The following is a 16,225-nucleotide window of genomic DNA, read 5'->3' as shown; positions in this document are numbered from 1 at the left end:
GCCCCCCATGTCGCGGCTAAACCGCCGCCGCTCTCGCGGAGGCGGCCGACCGCCGTCGTGGTTTCTCAGTTCCTTGTTGATGTTGAGCCACGAGGACTCTCCTACGTGTATACACGCATGAGGGCTGCTGAGGTTGCGGTACGCGGCACTCCTCAGCCAGGGGTGTCGTCGGGGGCCGGGCTCAGCGGCGCCAGGGCAGCTCCGCCGTGATCGCGGTCGGCCCGCCGGCGGGGGAGTCCACCACGAGGATCCCGTCGACCGCGTCCAGGCGCTCCGCCAGCCCCGCGAGCCCGGAACCCTTGGACGTGTCCGCGCCACCCGTGCCGTTGTCGGTGACCTGGAGCATCAGCCGGTCCTCGACCCGCCACACATCGACCGTCGCGCGGCTCGCCTGAGCGTGCTTGCTGACGTTCTGCAGCAGTTCGGAGACGGTGAAGTACGCGATGCCCTCGATGGCGGCGGCGGGCCGGTACGGCAGGTCGACCTCGACCTGGACGGGGACGGTGCAGCGCGAGGCCACGGAGGAGAGCGCGGCGTCCAGGCCGCGGTCGGTCAGGACGGCCGGGTGGATGCCGCGGGCCAGGTCGCGCAGCTCCTGCAGCGCCGTCTTCACCTCGCCGTGCGCCTCGTCCACCATGCGCGCCGCGGTCTGCGGATCTTCGCGCAACTTCTCCTTGGCGAGCCCCAGATCCATGGCGAGGTTCACCAGCCGGGCCTGGGCGCCGTCGTGCAGATCGCGCTCGATACGGCGCAGATCCGCCGCCGCGGTGTCCACCACGACCCCACGGTCCGACTCCAGCTCGACCACCCGGCTGTCCAGCCGCGAGGGGCCGAGCAGCCCGATCACCAGCACCCGGTCCACCATCGTCAGGGCTCGGATCAGCCACGGCGTCGCCATCGTGATCAGCAGCCCGACCAGCGCGGTGAGCCCGACCTCCAGCGGCGAGTCCAGGTAGAAGGTGTGCGTGTCGTCGCCGTACAGCTGGATGCCGTCCTGGTCGCCGTACACCGGGAAGAGCCACTGCCACAGCGGGTACGTCAGCAGCGTCCAGCCGGTCGTCCAGAACACCACCGCCACAGTGAAGGCGAAGGTCGCCCACGGGAAGTGCAGCACGGTATACAGCAGGTTCCGCCAGGACGTGCCGCTCTTGAGTACCGCGCCCATCCACCCCATCAGGCTGCGCTGCTTCGGACGCAGCGGCGGCGGATCGGCGATGTCCAGGTGCAGCAGCCCGCGGGCCCGTGCCCGCTCCAGCGCCGCGAAGCCGCGGCCGCTCGCGAGGGCGCCGGCGAGCACCGGGACGCCGATGAAGGTGATCAGCAGGCCCGCGCCGAGCGAGACCATGGTGACCGAGTAGACGAACGCCATGAGGCTGAGCGGAAAGCTCAGCAGCAGATAGCCGAACTCGCTCCAGGTCCTGGCCTCGATGGGCGCGCGCAGTGCGGGCGGCAGGACGTGATGGCGCTCGTCGGGGGCGTCGTCCCGGAACTCAGGCCGGGTCTGCTGTCCGTACTCGGTGGCCATCGGTGTCGTCCGTTTCTGCTCGGCGGTGCCGGGAGTGGGGGCGGNGGACGCGGCTGCCCCGCGTCGTACTCGCAGCGCGAGCGAGGGCTCGGCAAGCCAGGCCGAAGCGGCCACGCCACGCCGCGCGCGGACGGCGGGAGAGGGCTCGGCGAGCCAGCCGGACGCGGCTGCCCCGCGTCGTACTCGCAGCGCGAGCGAGGGCTCAGCAAGCCAGACCGCCTCGCCCACGCCGCACACCACGGGCGAAACGGCCACGGGCCAGGCCGACGCCGCCGCGCCTAGCGAGGGTCCGGTGGGCCAGCGGGACACGCCCACGCCACGCACCACAGGCGAGGGGCCCGAGAGCCAGCCCGGCACTACTCCCCGCCGCGCGCGCAGCGCGAGCGAGGGGTCCGCAAGCCAGCCGGACGCTGCCGCCACGCGCCGGGCACGGGGCGCGGGCGACGGATCCGCCTCCCAGCGTGCCGAGGCCGCGCCTCCGGCTGCGGACGCGGAGCAGGGTGATGCCGTACCCGCGTCTGCGCCCGGCGCCGCCGACGCGCCGACACCACCCGAGGCCAGCGACGCCCCCGCGGTCCCGGCCGCCGCGCCCGGCGACGCACCCAAGGCCGAGGAGGCCGCCGAGGCCGCCCCGCCTCCGACCTCCCCCCGCCGTACCCGTACGGCGGGGGAGCGCTCGGCGAGCCAGGCCGGATCGGCCTCGCCGCGCCGTACCCGCAGCGCGGGCGACGGATCCGCCTCCCAGCGTGCCGAGGCCGCGCCCTCGGCTGCGGACGCGGAGCAGGGTGATGCCGTACCCGCGTCTGCGCCCGGTGCCGCCGACGCGCCGACACCACCCGAGGCCAGCGACGCCCCCGCGGTCCCGGCCGCCGCGCCCGGCGACGCACCCAAGGCCGCCGAGGGGGTGCCGCCCACCCCCCGCCGCACCCGCAGCTCCGACGCGCCCTGGCACCACGCTCGACCGGCCTTCGACGAGCAGGGCCGGGGCCGGACGGAACAGTCCGGGGAGGGTGACGCCGGAGTCGAACCCCGCGGCGAGGCGGACGGGGACGGTTCGGCCGATGGCACGAGCGAGGACCCCGCCGAACCCCGCACCCCCCGGCCCAAGGCCGGTACCGACGACGAGCCCGGGACCGACGGGCCGCGGCCTGACAACCCCGCCGGAGGCACCCCCGCATGAACGACGTACTCGACGTCGCCCTGCGACTCCTCGTCGTCCTCGCCGTCTTCCTGGTCCTCCCCCTGGTGATCGGTCAGACCGAGCACAAGGTGATGGCGCACATGCAGGGCCGCCTCGGCCCCATGTACGCCGGCGGCTTCCACGGCTGGGCCCAGCTCGTCGCCGACGGCGTCAAGTTCGCCCAGAAGGAAGACATCGTCCCGGCGGGCGCCGACCGCCGTATCTTCCAACTCGCCCCGGCCGTCGCCCTCATCCCGTACCTCATCGTCATCGTGGCGATCCCGATCGGCCCCGGCGAAGGCGCCGTCGGCACGGTCGTCGACGCGGGCATCTTCTTCGTCCTCGCCGTCATGGGCGCGGGCGTACTCGGCTCACTGATGGCCGGCTGGGCCTCCGCCAACAAGTTCTCCCTCCTCGGCGGCCTCCGCACCGCCGCCCAGCTCCTGTCCTACGAACTGCCGATGCTCCTCGCCGCCGCCTCCGTCGCGATGGCCGCCGGCACCGTCTCGCTGGTCGGCATCCTCGACGCCTTCGAGTGGTGGTGGCTGCCCTGGCAGTTCATCGGCGCCTTCGTCTTCTTCGTCGCCGGTCTCGCCGAACTCCAACGGCCCCCCTTCGACATGCCGATCGCCGACTCCGAGATCATCTTCGGCGCGTACACCGAGTACACCGGCCTCCGCTTCGCCCTCTTCCTGCTCGCCGAGTACGCCGGAATCGTCATCCTCTGCGGCCTCACCACCGTCCTCTTCCTCGGCGGCTGGCACGGCCCCTGGGGTGCCGACGGCCTCGGCTGGGTGTGGACCCTGCTCAAGACGGCCGTGCTCGCCTTCGTGATCATCTGGCTGCGGGTCACCACCCCCCGGCTGCGCGAAGACCAGCTCCAGAAGCTCGCCTGGACGACCCTCGTCCCGCTCGCCCTCGCCCAGATCGCCCTCACCGGCATCGTCAAGGTGGTGATCCAGTAGTGCCCCCCATCCCCGGCAGCGGCCTGGCCAAGGGCCTGGCCGTCACCCTCAGGACGATGACGAAGAAGACCGTCACCGCGCAGTACCCGGACGTCCAGCCGGACCTGCCGCCCCGCACCCGCGGCGTCATCGGGCTGTTCGAGGAGAACTGCACGGTGTGCATGCTGTGCGCCCGCGAGTGCCCCGACTGGTGCATCTACATCGACTCCCACAAGGAGACGGTGCCGCCCGCCGCCCCCGGCGGCCGCGAGCGCAGCCGCAACGTCCTGGACCGCTTCGCCATCGACTTCTCGCTCTGCATGTACTGCGGTATCTGCATTGAGGTCTGCCCCTTCGACGCCCTGTTCTGGTCCCCGGAGTTCGAGTACGCGGAGACGGACATCCACGAGCTCACCCACGAGCGCGACAAGCTCCGCGAGTGGATGTGGACGGTGCCCGCACCGCCCGCCCTCGACCCCGGCGCCGAGGAGCCGAAGGAGATCGCCGCCGCCCGCAAGGCCGCCGACAAACTCGCGGCGCAGCAGCGGCAGGAGGGCCAGGAGTGACCCTCGCAGCAACCGCACCCCAGGGCTTCCTCTCGCCGACCGGCGTCGAGATCGTCTTCGTACTCGTCGGTGTGGTCACCGTCGGCGCGGCGATCATCGCCGTCACCACCAGACAACTGGTGCACGCCGCGCTGTGGCTGGTCGTCGCGCTCGGCGGGGTCGCCGTCGAATACCTCCTCCTCACAGCCGAGTTCATCGCCTGGATGCAGGTCCTGATCTACGTCGGTTCCGTCGTGGTCCTCCTCCTCTTCGGACTGATGCTCACCAAGGCGCCCATCGGCCGCTCCCCGGACGCCGACTCCGGCAACCGCTGGGCCGCGCTCGCGGTGGCCGGCGCCGCCGCGAGCGCCCTGGTCTGGGTCGTGGTCGACGCCTTCCGTACGGAATGGATCGACCTGGACGCCACCCAGGGCTCAACAGGGGATCTCGGCGAGATCCTCTTCCGGCACTGGGTACTGCCCTTCGAAGCGCTGTCCGTCCTGCTGCTCGCCGCCCTCGTCGGCGCGATCGTCCTCTCCCGCAAGAACGCCACGCCGGACGAGGTCAGCCCCACGGCAGACGAGGACAGAGCCGCCAGTGAAGAGGGGAAGAGCTGATGCATCTCGCCTACCCCGCCGTACTCGCCGCCCTCCTCTTCTGCGTCGGGCTGTACGGAGTACTGGCCCGCCGCAACGCGATCCTGGTCCTGATGTCCGTCGAGCTGATGCTCAACGCGGTCAACCTCAATCTGGTCGCCTTCGACGTCTGGCTGCGTGACGGCCTCCACGCCGGCCAGGCGCTCACCCTCTTCACCATCGCCATCGCCGCCGCCGAGATCGGCATCGGCCTGGCGATCGTGCTGATGGTCTACCGCAACCGAGGCACCTCCGACGTCGACCGCCTCCGCGACACCGCGGAGGGCCCCGACGACGGGACCGACGAAGCAGCCGCCGCGGCGAAGAAGGCTGAGGCCACCGCGTGACCACCACGACCCTCGCCGTCCTCGTCCCCCTCCTTCCGTTCCTGGGCGCCGTCACCGGGTTGCTCGTCGGCCGCAAGGCCCCCGGCTTCGTCCGCCCCCTCGCCGTACTGCCCGCCCTGACCTCGACGGTGCTGGCCGTACTGATCGCCATCCGTCAGGGCGGCGGCACCGGCGACGGCACCGCGCCCGTGGACGCGGCCACCGAGCTCACCCCCACCGGTTCGGTCCCCATCGAACTGGCCCTGCACATCGACGGCTTCGCCGCCCTGGTCGCCGTCCTGGTCGGCCTCGTCGCGTCCTGTGTGCAGATCTATTCGACGGGCTATCTGCGCGACGACCCGCGCTACCCCTCGTACGCCGCCCTGGTCTCGCTGTTCACCTCCGCGATGCTGCTCGTCGTCTACTCCGGCGACCTGATGGTGCTGCTGGTCGGCTGGGAGGTCATGGGCATCTGCTCGTACTTCCTGGTCGGCCACTACTGGGAGACCCCCGAGGCCCGTGCCGCGTCCCTCAAGGCTTTCCTGGTCACCAAGCTGGGCGATGTCCCCTTTCTGATCGGTCTGTTCGCGCTCGCCGTCGACGCCGGTTCGTTCCGGATCACGACAGTCCTGGACACCGTCGCGACGGGCGGGCTCGACCATCCGACCGTGATTGCGCTGCTCCTCCTCGCGGGCGTCGCGGGCAAGTCGGCGCAGTTCCCGCTGCACACCTGGCTGCCCGACGCGATGGCCGGCCCGACTCCGGTCTCCGCGCTGATCCACGCCGCGACGATGGTCGCCGCCGGTGTCTACTTCGTGGCCCGGCTCCTCCCCGTCTTCGCGGCCTCGGCTGCCGCCCTGGTCGTCCTCGCCGTGATGGCCGCCGTGACGATGGTCGGTTCCGCCCTCGCGGCCCTCGCCCAGGACGACATCAAGCGGGTACTCGCCTACTCGACCGTCGGCCAGCTCGGCTACATGACCGGTGCCCTCGCCGTCGGTGACCGCGGTGCCGCCGTCTTCCACCTCCTCTCACACGGCGCCTTCAAGGCGCTCCTCTTTCTCGCCGCGGGCGTGATCATCCACGCCGCGGGCACCAACTCGCTGGCCGCCATGTCCCGGATGCGGGGCCTGCGCGCCCGGGTACCCGACGCCTACTGGACGATGACCGTGGCGCTGCTCGCGCTCGCCGCGATCCCGCCGTTCAGCGGCTTCTTCTCCAAGGAGGCGGTGCTCGGCGCCGCCGAGCACGCGGCCACCGGACACGCCGAGGCCGTCCCTGGCACCGCGGGCTGGCTCGTCCTCGTCGCGGGCCTGGCCACCGCCCTGCTCACCGCCGCCTATGCGATGCGGCTGTGGCTGCTCGCCTTCCACGGCAGCGGAGCCGAGGCCCCCGACCACGGCAGGCAGCCGATCGCGATGAACGCCGTGCTCTGGGTGCTCGCCGTCCCCTCGCTCGCCTTCGGCCTGAGCGTGGGGGTGCTGCCCGACTGGTTCGACGGCCACTCACTCGCCCCGACCCTCACCACCTCCGTCCTCGGTACCGGCCTCGCCCTCGTCGGCGGCCTCGTCACCTACGGCACCTGGCGCCACACCACGGCACTCGCCGCCCGAGTCCCGGCCGCCGCCATGACCGGCCCCTCCGACGCGGAGCCACCCGCCCCGGCCGAAGGCCACCCCGTCGCACCGCTGCCGGACGCCGACCCCGGCCGCCTGCTGCTCGGCCCGCTGCGCCGCCACGCGGCCACCGGCTTCCACCTGGACACCGTCTACGGTGCCCTCTTCGTCCGCCCCGTCCGCGCCGCCGCGGCGCTGGTCCGGTTCCTCGACCGCGAGGTCGTCGAGACCTACGTACGCGGCGCCGGCGCCACCCCCCGGTGGCTCGGAACAGCCGTCCGCCGTGCCCAGACCGGCAATGTGCAGACCTACTTGAGCGTCTTGCTCGCCGGCTCCGTCGTGCTGACCGTCGCCGTCGTCCTCGTCGCAGCGGGAGCCTGAGCCGTGATCGATATCAACGACACCGTCATGCAGTTCCTCCTCCTCTTCGTGGTGGTCGCGCCGCTGCTCGGTTCGGCCGCCGCGCTGCTGCCCGCACCGCCCGGACTCAAGGGCACCTCACCGGACCAGGCCGTGCTCCGCCACGGCGTGACCGTCACCGGCGCTGTGCTCGCGGCGGCCCTCGTCCTCGCCGCGGGCTTCGACCACGGCGAACCGGCGCGGATGCAGGCCACGACCGACATCAGCTGGATTCCGGCACTCAACATCCGGCTTCACTTCGGTATCGACGGCATCTCTCTCCCCCTCGTCGTCCTGACCGCGCTGCTGACCTTCCTCTGCGCCCTCTACAGCTACTTCAAGATGCCCGCGGGCCCGTCTCCCAAGGCATTCGTCGCGCTGCTGCTCGTCCTCGAGTCCGGCACCCTCGCGACCTTCGCCGTACTCGATCTGCTGCTGTTCTTCCTGGCGTTCGAGATGGTGCTCATCCCGATGTACTTCCTGATCGCCCGCTGGGGCGGCGGCCAAAAAGCCGAGGCCGCCTGGAAGTTCATCCTCTACACGCTGCTCGGCTCCGTTGTCATGCTGCTGGGCCTCCTCCTCATCGGCTTGAATTCCGGCACATTCGACATGGTGGCACTCGCCACTGACAACGGCCGCGGCCTGACAACGTCCGTGCAGGTCATCGCGGTTCTGGCGATCGGCATCGGGCTCGCGGTGAAGACCCCGATGTGGCCGCTGCACAGCTGGCTGCCGGACGCCCACACCGCGGCGCCCACCGTCGGCTCGGTCCTCCTCGCCGGGGTCCTGCTCAAGATGGGCACGTACGGGTTCGTGCGCATCCTGCTCCCCGTCGCGCCGGACGGGATGCGGACCTTCGCGCCCTACCTCGCCGCCTTCGCGGTCGTCGGCATCATCTACGGGTCCCTCGCCTGCCTGGCCCTGGCCCGGCAGGGCGTCAAGGGCGACCTCAAGCGCCTCATCGCGTACTCGTCCGTCGGCCACATGGGCTTCGTGCTCCTCGGCATCGCCTCCATGACCCCGACCGGAGTCAACGGCGCGCTCTTCGCCAACATCGCCCACGGCCTCATCACCGGCCTGCTCTTCTTCCTGGTCGGCGCGTTGAAGGACCGCACCGGAACCACCGACCTGGACGCGCTCGCGCAGCAGAGTGGCGCCGCACTCTACGGCCGGGCCCCACGCTTCGGCGGACTCCTCGCCTTCGGAGCCGTCGCCTCGCTCGGACTGCCCGGACTCGCCGGATTCTGGGGCGAGATGCTCGCGCTGTTCGGCGCCTTCGACCCCGCCGACGGCCTCAACCGCCCCGCCTTCCTCACCTTCGTGGCGATCGGCGGCTTCGGCACCCTGCTCACCGCCGCGTATCTGCTGCTCGTCGTGCGCCGTGTCTGCATGGGCGCCAAGCCCGAACCGGACGCACCCCAACTCGCCGACGTCCAGCGGTACGAGTTCGCCGCCTGGACCCCGCTCGTCGCCCTCACCGTCCTCGCCGGACTCTGGCCCGCGCTGCTGCTCGGCCTCACCGACCCGGCCGTGCAGAAGCTCCTCGCAGGAGGCAAGGCATGACCGCGACCGCCGCAGGCCTCGTGCAGTCAGTCGACTGGCTCGCGATCGCGCCGCCCGCCATCGCGGCGGTGGTCGGCCTGATCGTCCTCGTCGCCGACCTGTTCGTCCGCGAGACCAACAAGACGGTCCTCGCCTGGATCTCCGTCGCGGGCCTCGCCGCGGCGTGCCTCGCGCTGCTGCCGCTGCTCGACGGCGACCGCGCGACCTTCTGCCTGACGGACGACGCGGGCGTGTGCAGCTACACCGCCGACCGCTTCACCGTCGTCATCCAGTTCCTGGTGCTGGCCGGGGCGTTGCTTACCGCGCTGCTCTCGATCAGCCCCCTCAAGGACAAGGAGCTCCCCGCGGGGGAGTTCTGGTTCCTGCTCCTCTCCTCCGCCGCCGGTGCCGCGCTGCTCCCGGCGTCCCGCGACCTCGCGACCCTCGTCGTCGCCCTGGAGGTCGCCTCGCTGCCCGCCTTCGCGCTCGTCGGCCTCAAGCGCGGCGACCGGCGCTCATCGGAGTCGGCCCTCAAGTTCTTCCTGTCCTCCGTCACCGCGACCGCCGTCACCCTCCTGGGCGTCAGCTTCGTCTATGCGGCGACCGGCACGATGCACCTCACCGAGATCGCCACCCAACTCACCGAGGTCGACGGGCAGCTGCAGACCCTCGCCCGCACGGGCGTCGTCCTCACCCTCGTCGGCTTCGCCTTCAAGACCGCCGCGGTGCCCTTCCACTTCTGGGTGCCCGACACCTACATCGGCGCGCCGCTGCCGGTCGCCGCCTATCTGTCCGTCGTCGGCAAGGCGGTCGGCTTCACCGGCCTCATCCTGGTCACCGTCGTCGCGTTCCCTTCGTACGCCGACGTATGGGGCCCCGCGCTCGCCGTACTGGCCGCCCTCACCATGACCGTGGGCAATGTCGCGGCTCTCCGACAGAGCGCCACGCGCGCGTACAGCGCGGTCCGCCTGCTGGCCTGGTCATCGGTCGGCCAGGCCGGCTACCTCCTGGTGCCGATCGCAGCGGCCGGGTACGCGGACACCGCGGCCGAGACCGAGAAGGCCATCGGCGCCACGGTCGCGTACGCCCTGATGTACGCCGCCGTGAACCTCGGAGCCTTCGCGGTGGCCGCCCTGGTGGCCCGTACGCGGCCGCTGAACCGCATCACCGACTACCGCGGCCTGTACGCGACACGGCCCCTCACCGCACTCGCGCTCGGCTTCTTCCTGCTCTCCCTGGCCGGCCTGCCGCCGGGCATCATCGGGCTCTTCGCGAAGGTCACCGTGTTCTCGGCGGCCGTCGACGCGGGCCTGGGCTGGCTCGCCGTCGTCATGGCGCTCAACGTCGTGATCGCGCTCTTCTACTACCTCCAGTGGACCGCCGTCCTGTTCCGCGCACCGGAAGTCCGCGCACCGGAAGTCCACGCACCCGAGGGGGAGCCGGAAACAAAGGAACGGCCACGGCACGCCGTCCCGGCCCCGCTCACCGCCGCCATCGCCCTGACGGCCGTCCTCGGCATCGCGCTGTCCGGAGCGCCACAGCTCGTCCTGCGCTTCTCGGCCACCGTGCTGTTCTGACGGCCCCGGCCGCATCACCCGTACGGCGTACGCCGCCCTCGGTGCGCACAAGGGAACTAGCACCCCTCGCCTGGCGTTGACCAGGAAGGGAAGGTCCACTGGAGAGTGGAAACCCGTCAGTAAAGGGTTCCCCTGCCGCATCACCAGGAGGGCGCACCGTGCACCGGCGCAACAACGGTCTGAAGACTGCCGTACTTCTCGGAGGACTGTCCGCGCTCATCCTCGTCATCGGCAGCTTCTTCGGTCGTACGGGCCTGATCGTCGCCCTCGTGGTGGCCATCGGCACCAACGCGTACGCGTACTGGAACAGCGACAAGCTCGCCCTGAAGGCCATGCGCGCCCGCCCGGTGAGCGAGTTCGAGGCGCCCGCGCTCTACCGGATGGTCCGCGAGCTCTCCACCCAGGCCCGCCAGCCCATGCCCCGGCTGTACATCTCACCCACCGAGGCGCCCAACGCCTTCGCCACCGGCCGCAATCCGCGCAACGCCGCCGTCTGCTGCACCGACGGCATCCTGCGCCTCCTGGACGAGCGCGAGCTGCGCGGCGTCATCGGGCACGAGCTCAGCCATGTCTACAACCGCGACATCCTGATCTCCTCGGTCGCCGGCGCCCTCGCCTCAGTGATCATGTTCCTGGTCAACTTCGCCTGGCTGATGCCCGGCAGGTCGAACAACAACGGCGGCGGCCCCGGCATCCTCGGCATGCTGCTGATCATGCTGCTCGGCCCGCTCGCCGCGTCCGTGATCAAGCTGGCCATCAGCCGCTCCAGGGAGTACGAGGCCGACGCCTCAGGCGCCCAACTCACCGGGGACCCACTGGCCCTGGCCAGCGCCCTGCGCAAGCTGGAGACCGGCACCAAGCAGCTCCCGCTGCCGCCCGAGCCCAAGATCGAGGCGGCCAGCCACATGATGATCGCGAATCCCTTCCGGCCGGGGGAGGGGATGGCGAAGATGTTCTCGACCCATCCGCCGATGGCCGAGCGCATCAGCCGCCTGGAGCAGATGGCGGGCCGCCAGAGCTGACGCCACGCGCGCGTGCGGACCCACGCGCGTAGGGACGGCCCACGTGCACGTAGGGACGACCCACGCGCGTAGGTGCGCGCCATCAGCTCACCAGGAACCGGCACGCGCCCCGAACTGCTGGTCGGTCGGCACGATTTCGCGCCCCAGCGGCATCAGCGCCATGGGGATCAACTTCAGGTTCGCCCACCCGAAGGGGATGCCGATGATCGACAGGAAGAGCGGAATGCTGGTCAGGACGTGCCCGAGGGCGAGCCACCAACCGGCAACGATGATCCAGATCACGTTGCCGATCATCGACGGAGCCCCGGCACCCGGCTTCTCCACCGTCGTGCGCCCGAAGGGCCACAGCACGAACGCGGCGTTCCGCAGCGCGGCGACCCCGAAGGGGATCGTGATGATCAGGACGAAGCAGATGAGCGCGGCCAGGGTGTAGGCGATCGCCATCCAGATCCCGCAGAAGATCAACCACAGGAGGTTGAGGATCAGGTTGATCAGCTTCATGGTCTGTGCCCTTCGTCGTGAGCTGCCGCGATGGTCCCACTACCAGTATCTGGGCCGAACCCGGTTCCCGGCCTAATTCGCTCCCGCCAGCCGCCGCCTGACCCCGTACGTCACGGCACCCGCCGCGAGTACCGCCGCCCCCGTCAGTACCGACACCAGCGGCAGCGCGAAGGCCAGCACCAGGCACCCGCCCAGCCCCACCACCGGCAGTACGCGCTGTACGCCAGGGCCCAGCGTCCACGCCGAGGCGTTGGCGATCGCGTAGTACACCAGCACCCCAAAGGACGAGAACCCGATCGCCCCGCGCACATCCGCCACCAGAACCACCGCCACGACCACGGCGCCCACCACCAGCTCCGCCCGGTGCGGCACCTGGAACCGCGGATGCACGGCCGCGAGCGGCCGCGGCAGATGCCCGTCCCGCGCCATCGCCAGCGTCGTACGCGACACGCCGAGGATCAGCGCGAGCAGCGACCCGAGCGCCGCCACCGCGGCGCCCACCCGCACCACCGGCACCAGCCCCGGCACCCCGGCCGCCCGCACGGCGTCGGCCAGCGGCGCCGTGGCCCCCGCGAGGCCTCCCGCCCCCAGTACGGAGAGCACCGCCACCGCGACAGCCGCGTACACCACCAGCGCGATACCGAGAGCCAGCGGAATCGCCCGCGGAATGGTCCGCGCCGGATCCCGTACCTCCTCACCCAGGGTCGCGATACGCGCGTACCCCGCGAAGGCGAAGAACAACAGCCCGGCGGCCTGCAACACCCCGCCCACGCCCCCGGAACGCCCCGATCCCAGCCGCGCGAACTCCGCGCTCCCCGNGTCCGCGCCGGATCCCGTACCTCCTCACCCAGGGTCGCGATACGCGCGTACCCCGCGAAGGCGAAGAACAACAGCCCGGCGGCCTGCAACACCCCGCCCACGCCCCCGGAACGCCCCGATCCCAGCCGCGCGAACTCCGCGCTCCCCGACCCCACACACATCACGACCACCGCCGCGAGCACCGCGAGCACCACCGCGACGATCGCCCGTGTCAGCCACGCCGACTTCTGCACACCCCCGTAGTTCACGGCGGTCAGCGCCACCACCGCGGCCACCGCCACCGCATGCGCCTGGCCCGGCCAGACGTATGCCCCGACCGTCAGCGCCATCGCCGCACACGAGGCCGTCTTGCCGACGACGAACCCCCAGCCGGCCAGATACCCCCAGAACTCCCCGAGCCGCTCCCGCCCGTACACATACGTCCCACCCGACGCCGGATACCGCGCTGCCAGCCGCGCCGACGCCGTGGCATTGCAGTACGCGATCACCGCGGCCACCCCGAGCCCGAACAGCAGCCCCGACCCGGCGGCATCCGCAGCAGGCCCCAGCGCCGCGAAGATCCCGGCCCCCACCATCGACCCGAGCCCGATCATCACGGCATCGGTGACGCCCAGCGTCCGGCGCAACTCCTGTGTCATGCGCCGCACCCTACTGAGCACCGCAACCGTGCTCGCACGCCAGTACGTCCCCCAAGTAAGACGCACCAGCGGCAGACAGACCCACCGGGCGAGCTCCGCACAACTCGAAGGGCAGGTTCACGCCATGGGCATCATCAGCTGGATCATTCTGGGACTGCTGGCCGGCGCCATCGCCAAGATCCTGCTCCCCGGCCGTGACCCGGGCGGCCTCATCGGCACCATCTTCATCGGCATAGCCGGGGCGTTCGTCGGCGGCTGGCTCTCGGCCCGCTTCCTCGACCGCCCCATCGCCAACGACTTCTACGACATGGCCACCTGGCTGTCCGCGATCGGCGGCGCGCTGGTCCTACTGATCGCCTACCGCGTCGTGTTCGGCAGGTCCCGACGCTGACCGCGGGCCGCGGCCGCGGGCCGACAGAACGAAGGGCGGGCACCCACCGGGATGCCCGCCCTTTCTCGTGCCTGGCCCAACCGCTCAATCAGCCCACCGTCACCGGTAGTTCACGAACTGCAGCGCGAAGTCGAAGTCCTGACCCTTCAGCAGAGCCTGCACGGCCTGCAGGTCGTCCCGGCTCTTCGAGCTGACCCGCAGCTCGTCGCCCTGCACCTGGGCCTTCACGCCCTTGGGGCCCTCGTCGCGGATGATCTTCGCCACCTTCTTCGCGTTCTCCTGGGAGATGCCCTCCTCGATCGAGGCGAAGATCTTGTATTCCTTGCCGGAGATCTGCGGCTCACCGGCGTCCAGGGCCTTCAGCGAGATCCCGCGCTTGACCAGCTTGGACTGGAAGACGTCGAGGATCGCCTTGACCCGCTCCTCCGAATTCGCCTCCATCAGGATCTTCTCGCCGGACCAGGCGATCGAGGCGCCGACGTTCCGGAAGTCGTAGCGCTGGGAGATCTCCTTGCCGGCCTGGTTGAGGGCGTTGTCGACCTCCTGCCGCTCGACCTTCGAGACGATGTCGAAACTGGAGTCGGCCATGTCCTGTGGCTCCTTGTGCTCGGGGTTCGGGGTGCGCGTGCTCGTCCGTGTGCTCGACGGAACGTACGGCCGGTGGCCCGGCCCGCACCGTCAAAGCCTAGTCATCACCCGCGCGCGGAGCGCCGTTCTATCGAGTGGCGAAGCACCCCTGGGCATCAGGTATCGTTTACGTCGTTGCCACGGACAGCCGCCGCAAAGCGGCTCCCAGGGCGGCACACTTGGCGGTGTGCCCGAGCGGCCAAAGGGAGCAGACTGTAAATCTGCCGGCTCAGCCTTCCCAGGTTCGAATCCTGGCGCCGCCACACGAGACACTGGGCCCCTGCCCTGCGACTATCGCAGGCCAGGGGCCCATTGTCGTGCGGCCAGGTGAGGGCGTCAGTAGCCGCCGGTGACGCCTGGGTCGCCAGTGTCTTGGGCGTCGCCCTCGGCCTTGTCGCCGGAGGCGGTCAGGGCGAACCACGCGGCTCCGAAGCCCTCCACGCCCTGGCCCGTGGTGTCGCCGGGCTTCTTGTCGTTCTGGAAGAAGTACAACGGGTGCCCGTTGTAGGTGACCTGGGTGCTGCCGTCGTCCCGTTCCGTCGTACCCAGCAGCTCGGCGTCGGCTTTCTCCCCGGCCTTCGGCTCGCCCGACGTCGTCAGGGGCGGCCAGGCCACCGCGCATGCGTCGTTGCAGGTGGACTTCTCGTCCTCGTCCGCCTCGAAGAGGTAGAGCGTGCGACCCTCGCCGTCGGTCAGGATCGGCCCCAGATCACCCGCCTCGCGCACCATGACGGTCGCCGCCTCGCCGGCCGTCGCGGTGGGCGACTCCGTGGGCGAGGGCGATTCCGTGGGCGTGGGCGACTGCGTGAGTGTGGGGGACGCGGTGGGGCTGGGCGACGCCCCGCCGTCACCGTTGTCGTCATCGTCGCCGCAGCCGCCCACTGCGGCGAGCAGCGCGACGGTTGCCACCGCCACGCCCACCCGCGTCCGTCTCGTCGTCTTCATCCCGGTCGTCATTCCGGTCTTCCTCCGGTGCTCCTCGGCCGATTCCGCTGTCATGGCTCCACTACGGACGCAGCCGGGAGAGCACGGCAAGGCGGGCGGGCCGTTCGGGGTACGGGGCAGACCGAGGGCAGAAGGAGGGCAGGCCGAGGGCAGACCGTACGTTCGCTCAGTTGCCCGCGACGTCCTTGACCGCGACCGGGATCGGCGTCGTGCCGCTGATCAGTTCCAGGGTCAGGCCCGCTGTCCCCGGGGTGTCCACCAGTTCCGCGATCGCCATCGCCACGTCGTCGCGTGGGATCGGGCCGCGGCCCGTCGAGGCCTCCAGGCGGACCAGGCCCGTGCCGGGGTCGTCCGTCAGCAGACCGGGGCGCAGGATCGTCCAGTCGAGGCCCGTACGGGCCCGGACGTAGGCGTCGGCCTCGCCCTTGGCGCGCAGGTACGCGTCGAAGACCTCGTCGCCCTGGTGGGACGGGTCGGCGCGCATCGCGGAGACCGCGATGTACCGGCGTGCCCCGGCCCGTTCCGCGGCCTCGGCGAAGAGGACCGCGGCCGCCCGGTCCACGGTGTCCTTGCGTCCGATGCCGCTGCCGGGGCCCGCGCCGGCCGCGAAGACCGCCGCGGTGGCGCCCTGGAGATGGGCCGCGACCTGTTCGACGGAGGCCGACTCCAGGTCGCACAGGACGGGTTCGGCGCCGGCTTCCCGTAGGTCGTCGCCTTGGTCGGGGTTGCGGATCAGGCCCGCGACCTCGTAGCCGCGCGCGCTGAGCAGCCGCTCAAGGCGCAGCGCGATCTGTCCGTGTCCACCTGCGATGACAATGCGCATGCTTCCGACCGTACGCCGCGTCGGGCGGCCGCGCCGCACAACCTCGAACGCGCCTCCATAGCGATGAGTTTGCGAAGGGTTTCACGCTACGCGCGCGTGGACGCGAATGTGCGTGCGGATTCCGGGCGCGGATCCGCGGGACATGCCGCCTGTGGGTGCGGATTCGCAGGACC

The 16,225-nt window shown here is 71.2% G+C and carries 15 protein-coding genes, 1 tRNA gene and 2 pseudogenes; 11 read left to right on the top strand and 7 right to left on the bottom strand.

Translation table 11 applies throughout. The features are described from left to right. Positions 1-181: 181 nt before the first annotated feature. Positions 182-1,525 (bottom strand): sensor histidine kinase, encoded by a 1,344-nt coding sequence (locus U9R90_RS13990; protein ID WP_411057735.1) that lies wholly within the window; start codon positions 1,523-1,525, stop codon positions 182-184. Between the two features lie 292 nt (positions 1,526-1,817). Here U9R90_RS13990 and U9R90_RS13985 point away from each other — a divergent pair, with 292 nt between their 5' ends. From U9R90_RS13985 to htpX, 9 genes are all read left to right on the top strand, one after another. Beyond that, on the top strand, positions 1,818-2,705 hold the full coding sequence (locus tag U9R90_RS13985) for a hypothetical protein (protein ID WP_411056757.1): 888 nt from the start codon (positions 1,818-1,820) through the stop codon (positions 2,703-2,705). Next, the gene (locus tag U9R90_RS13980) at positions 2,702-3,670 is read left to right on the top strand and encodes a complex I subunit 1/NuoH family protein (protein ID WP_411056756.1); all 969 of its coding nucleotides are present in this window, start codon (positions 2,702-2,704) and stop codon (positions 3,668-3,670) included. Before U9R90_RS13985 ends, U9R90_RS13980 begins: the two co-directional genes overlap by 4 nt. Next, complete coding sequence (locus tag U9R90_RS13975; protein WP_156726472.1) at positions 3,670-4,215, top strand: NuoI/complex I 23 kDa subunit family protein; 546 nt, start codon at positions 3,670-3,672, stop codon at positions 4,213-4,215. Before U9R90_RS13980 ends, U9R90_RS13975 begins: the two co-directional genes overlap by 1 nt. After that, positions 4,212-4,811 carry an NADH-quinone oxidoreductase subunit J gene (locus U9R90_RS13970; RefSeq protein ID WP_411056755.1) on the top strand — a complete coding sequence of 200 codons (600 nt, stop codon included), beginning with the start codon at positions 4,212-4,214 and terminating at the stop codon, positions 4,809-4,811. The genes U9R90_RS13975 and U9R90_RS13970 overlap by 4 nt, the downstream gene beginning before the upstream one ends. After that, on the top strand, positions 4,811-5,176 hold the full coding sequence (nuoK, locus tag U9R90_RS13965; protein WP_411056754.1) for an NADH-quinone oxidoreductase subunit NuoK: 366 nt from the start codon (positions 4,811-4,813) through the stop codon (positions 5,174-5,176). The genes U9R90_RS13970 and nuoK overlap by 1 nt, the downstream gene beginning before the upstream one ends. After that, a complete protein-coding gene (locus tag U9R90_RS13960; RefSeq protein ID WP_411056753.1) occupies positions 5,173-7,149 on the top strand; it encodes an NADH-quinone oxidoreductase subunit L in 1,977 nt (658 codons plus the stop codon). Before nuoK ends, U9R90_RS13960 begins: the two co-directional genes overlap by 4 nt. A gap of 3 nt (positions 7,150-7,152) precedes the next feature. After that, positions 7,153-8,730, top strand: coding sequence for a complex I subunit 4 family protein (locus U9R90_RS13955; protein ID WP_411056752.1), 1,578 nt, complete (start codon positions 7,153-7,155; stop codon positions 8,728-8,730). Further along, the gene (locus U9R90_RS13950; RefSeq protein WP_411056751.1) at positions 8,727-10,286 is read left to right on the top strand and encodes an NADH-quinone oxidoreductase subunit N; all 1,560 of its coding nucleotides are present in this window, start codon (positions 8,727-8,729) and stop codon (positions 10,284-10,286) included. Before U9R90_RS13955 ends, U9R90_RS13950 begins: the two co-directional genes overlap by 4 nt. A 158-nt stretch (positions 10,287-10,444) precedes the next feature. Beyond that, positions 10,445-11,308 (top strand): zinc metalloprotease HtpX, encoded by an 864-nt coding sequence (gene htpX, locus U9R90_RS13945; protein WP_411056750.1) that lies wholly within the window; start codon positions 10,445-10,447, stop codon positions 11,306-11,308. A gap of 87 nt (positions 11,309-11,395) precedes the next feature. On the opposite strand, the gene U9R90_RS13940 is transcribed toward htpX, so the two are convergent. The 3 genes and pseudogenes from U9R90_RS13940 to U9R90_RS13930 all read right to left on the bottom strand — a co-directional run. Then, positions 11,396-11,809, bottom strand: coding sequence for a YccF domain-containing protein (locus U9R90_RS13940; protein ID WP_411056749.1), 414 nt, complete (start codon positions 11,807-11,809; stop codon positions 11,396-11,398). A 72-nt stretch (positions 11,810-11,881) separates the two neighbouring features. Further along, positions 11,882-12,610: pseudogene (locus U9R90_RS13935) on the bottom strand (APC family permease); the annotation flags it as partial. A gap of 35 nt (positions 12,611-12,645) precedes the next feature. Further along, positions 12,646-13,266, bottom strand: a pseudogene (locus tag U9R90_RS13930) (APC family permease); the annotation flags it as partial. A gap of 124 nt (positions 13,267-13,390) precedes the next feature. On the opposite strand from U9R90_RS13930, the gene U9R90_RS13925 reads away from it, so the two are divergent. Then, positions 13,391-13,657, top strand: a complete 267-nt coding sequence (locus tag U9R90_RS13925) for a GlsB/YeaQ/YmgE family stress response membrane protein (protein WP_411056748.1) — start codon at positions 13,391-13,393, stop codon at positions 13,655-13,657. 99 nt (positions 13,658-13,756) lie between these two features. Here U9R90_RS13925 and U9R90_RS13920 read toward each other — a convergent pair whose 3' ends face one another. Further along, positions 13,757-14,245: a YajQ family cyclic di-GMP-binding protein gene (locus tag U9R90_RS13920; protein ID WP_411056747.1), complete on the bottom strand. Its 489-nt coding sequence runs from the start codon at positions 14,243-14,245 to the stop codon at positions 13,757-13,759. 220 nt (positions 14,246-14,465) lie between these two features. Here U9R90_RS13920 and U9R90_RS13915 point away from each other — a divergent pair. Next, positions 14,466-14,547, top strand: a tRNA-Tyr gene (locus tag U9R90_RS13915). Positions 14,548-14,620: 73 nt separating this feature from the next. On the opposite strand, the gene U9R90_RS13910 is transcribed toward U9R90_RS13915, so the two are convergent. Beyond that, entirely contained in the window at positions 14,621-15,283 is a 663-nt protein-coding gene (locus U9R90_RS13910; RefSeq protein ID WP_411056746.1) for a hypothetical protein, read from the bottom strand. Between the two features lie 112 nt (positions 15,284-15,395). Further along, positions 15,396-16,052 carry an NAD(P)H-binding protein gene (locus tag U9R90_RS13905; protein ID WP_411056745.1) on the bottom strand — a complete coding sequence of 219 codons (657 nt, stop codon included), beginning with the start codon at positions 16,050-16,052 and terminating at the stop codon, positions 15,396-15,398. Between the last annotated feature and the right edge of the window lie 173 nt (positions 16,053-16,225).

Origin of the sequence: Streptomyces sp. E11-3 (genome assembly GCF_046540415.1) — a bacterium.
Classification (GTDB): domain Bacteria; phylum Actinomycetota; class Actinomycetes; order Streptomycetales; family Streptomycetaceae; genus Streptomyces.
This window is presented reverse-complemented; position numbering and strand designations above follow the sequence as displayed.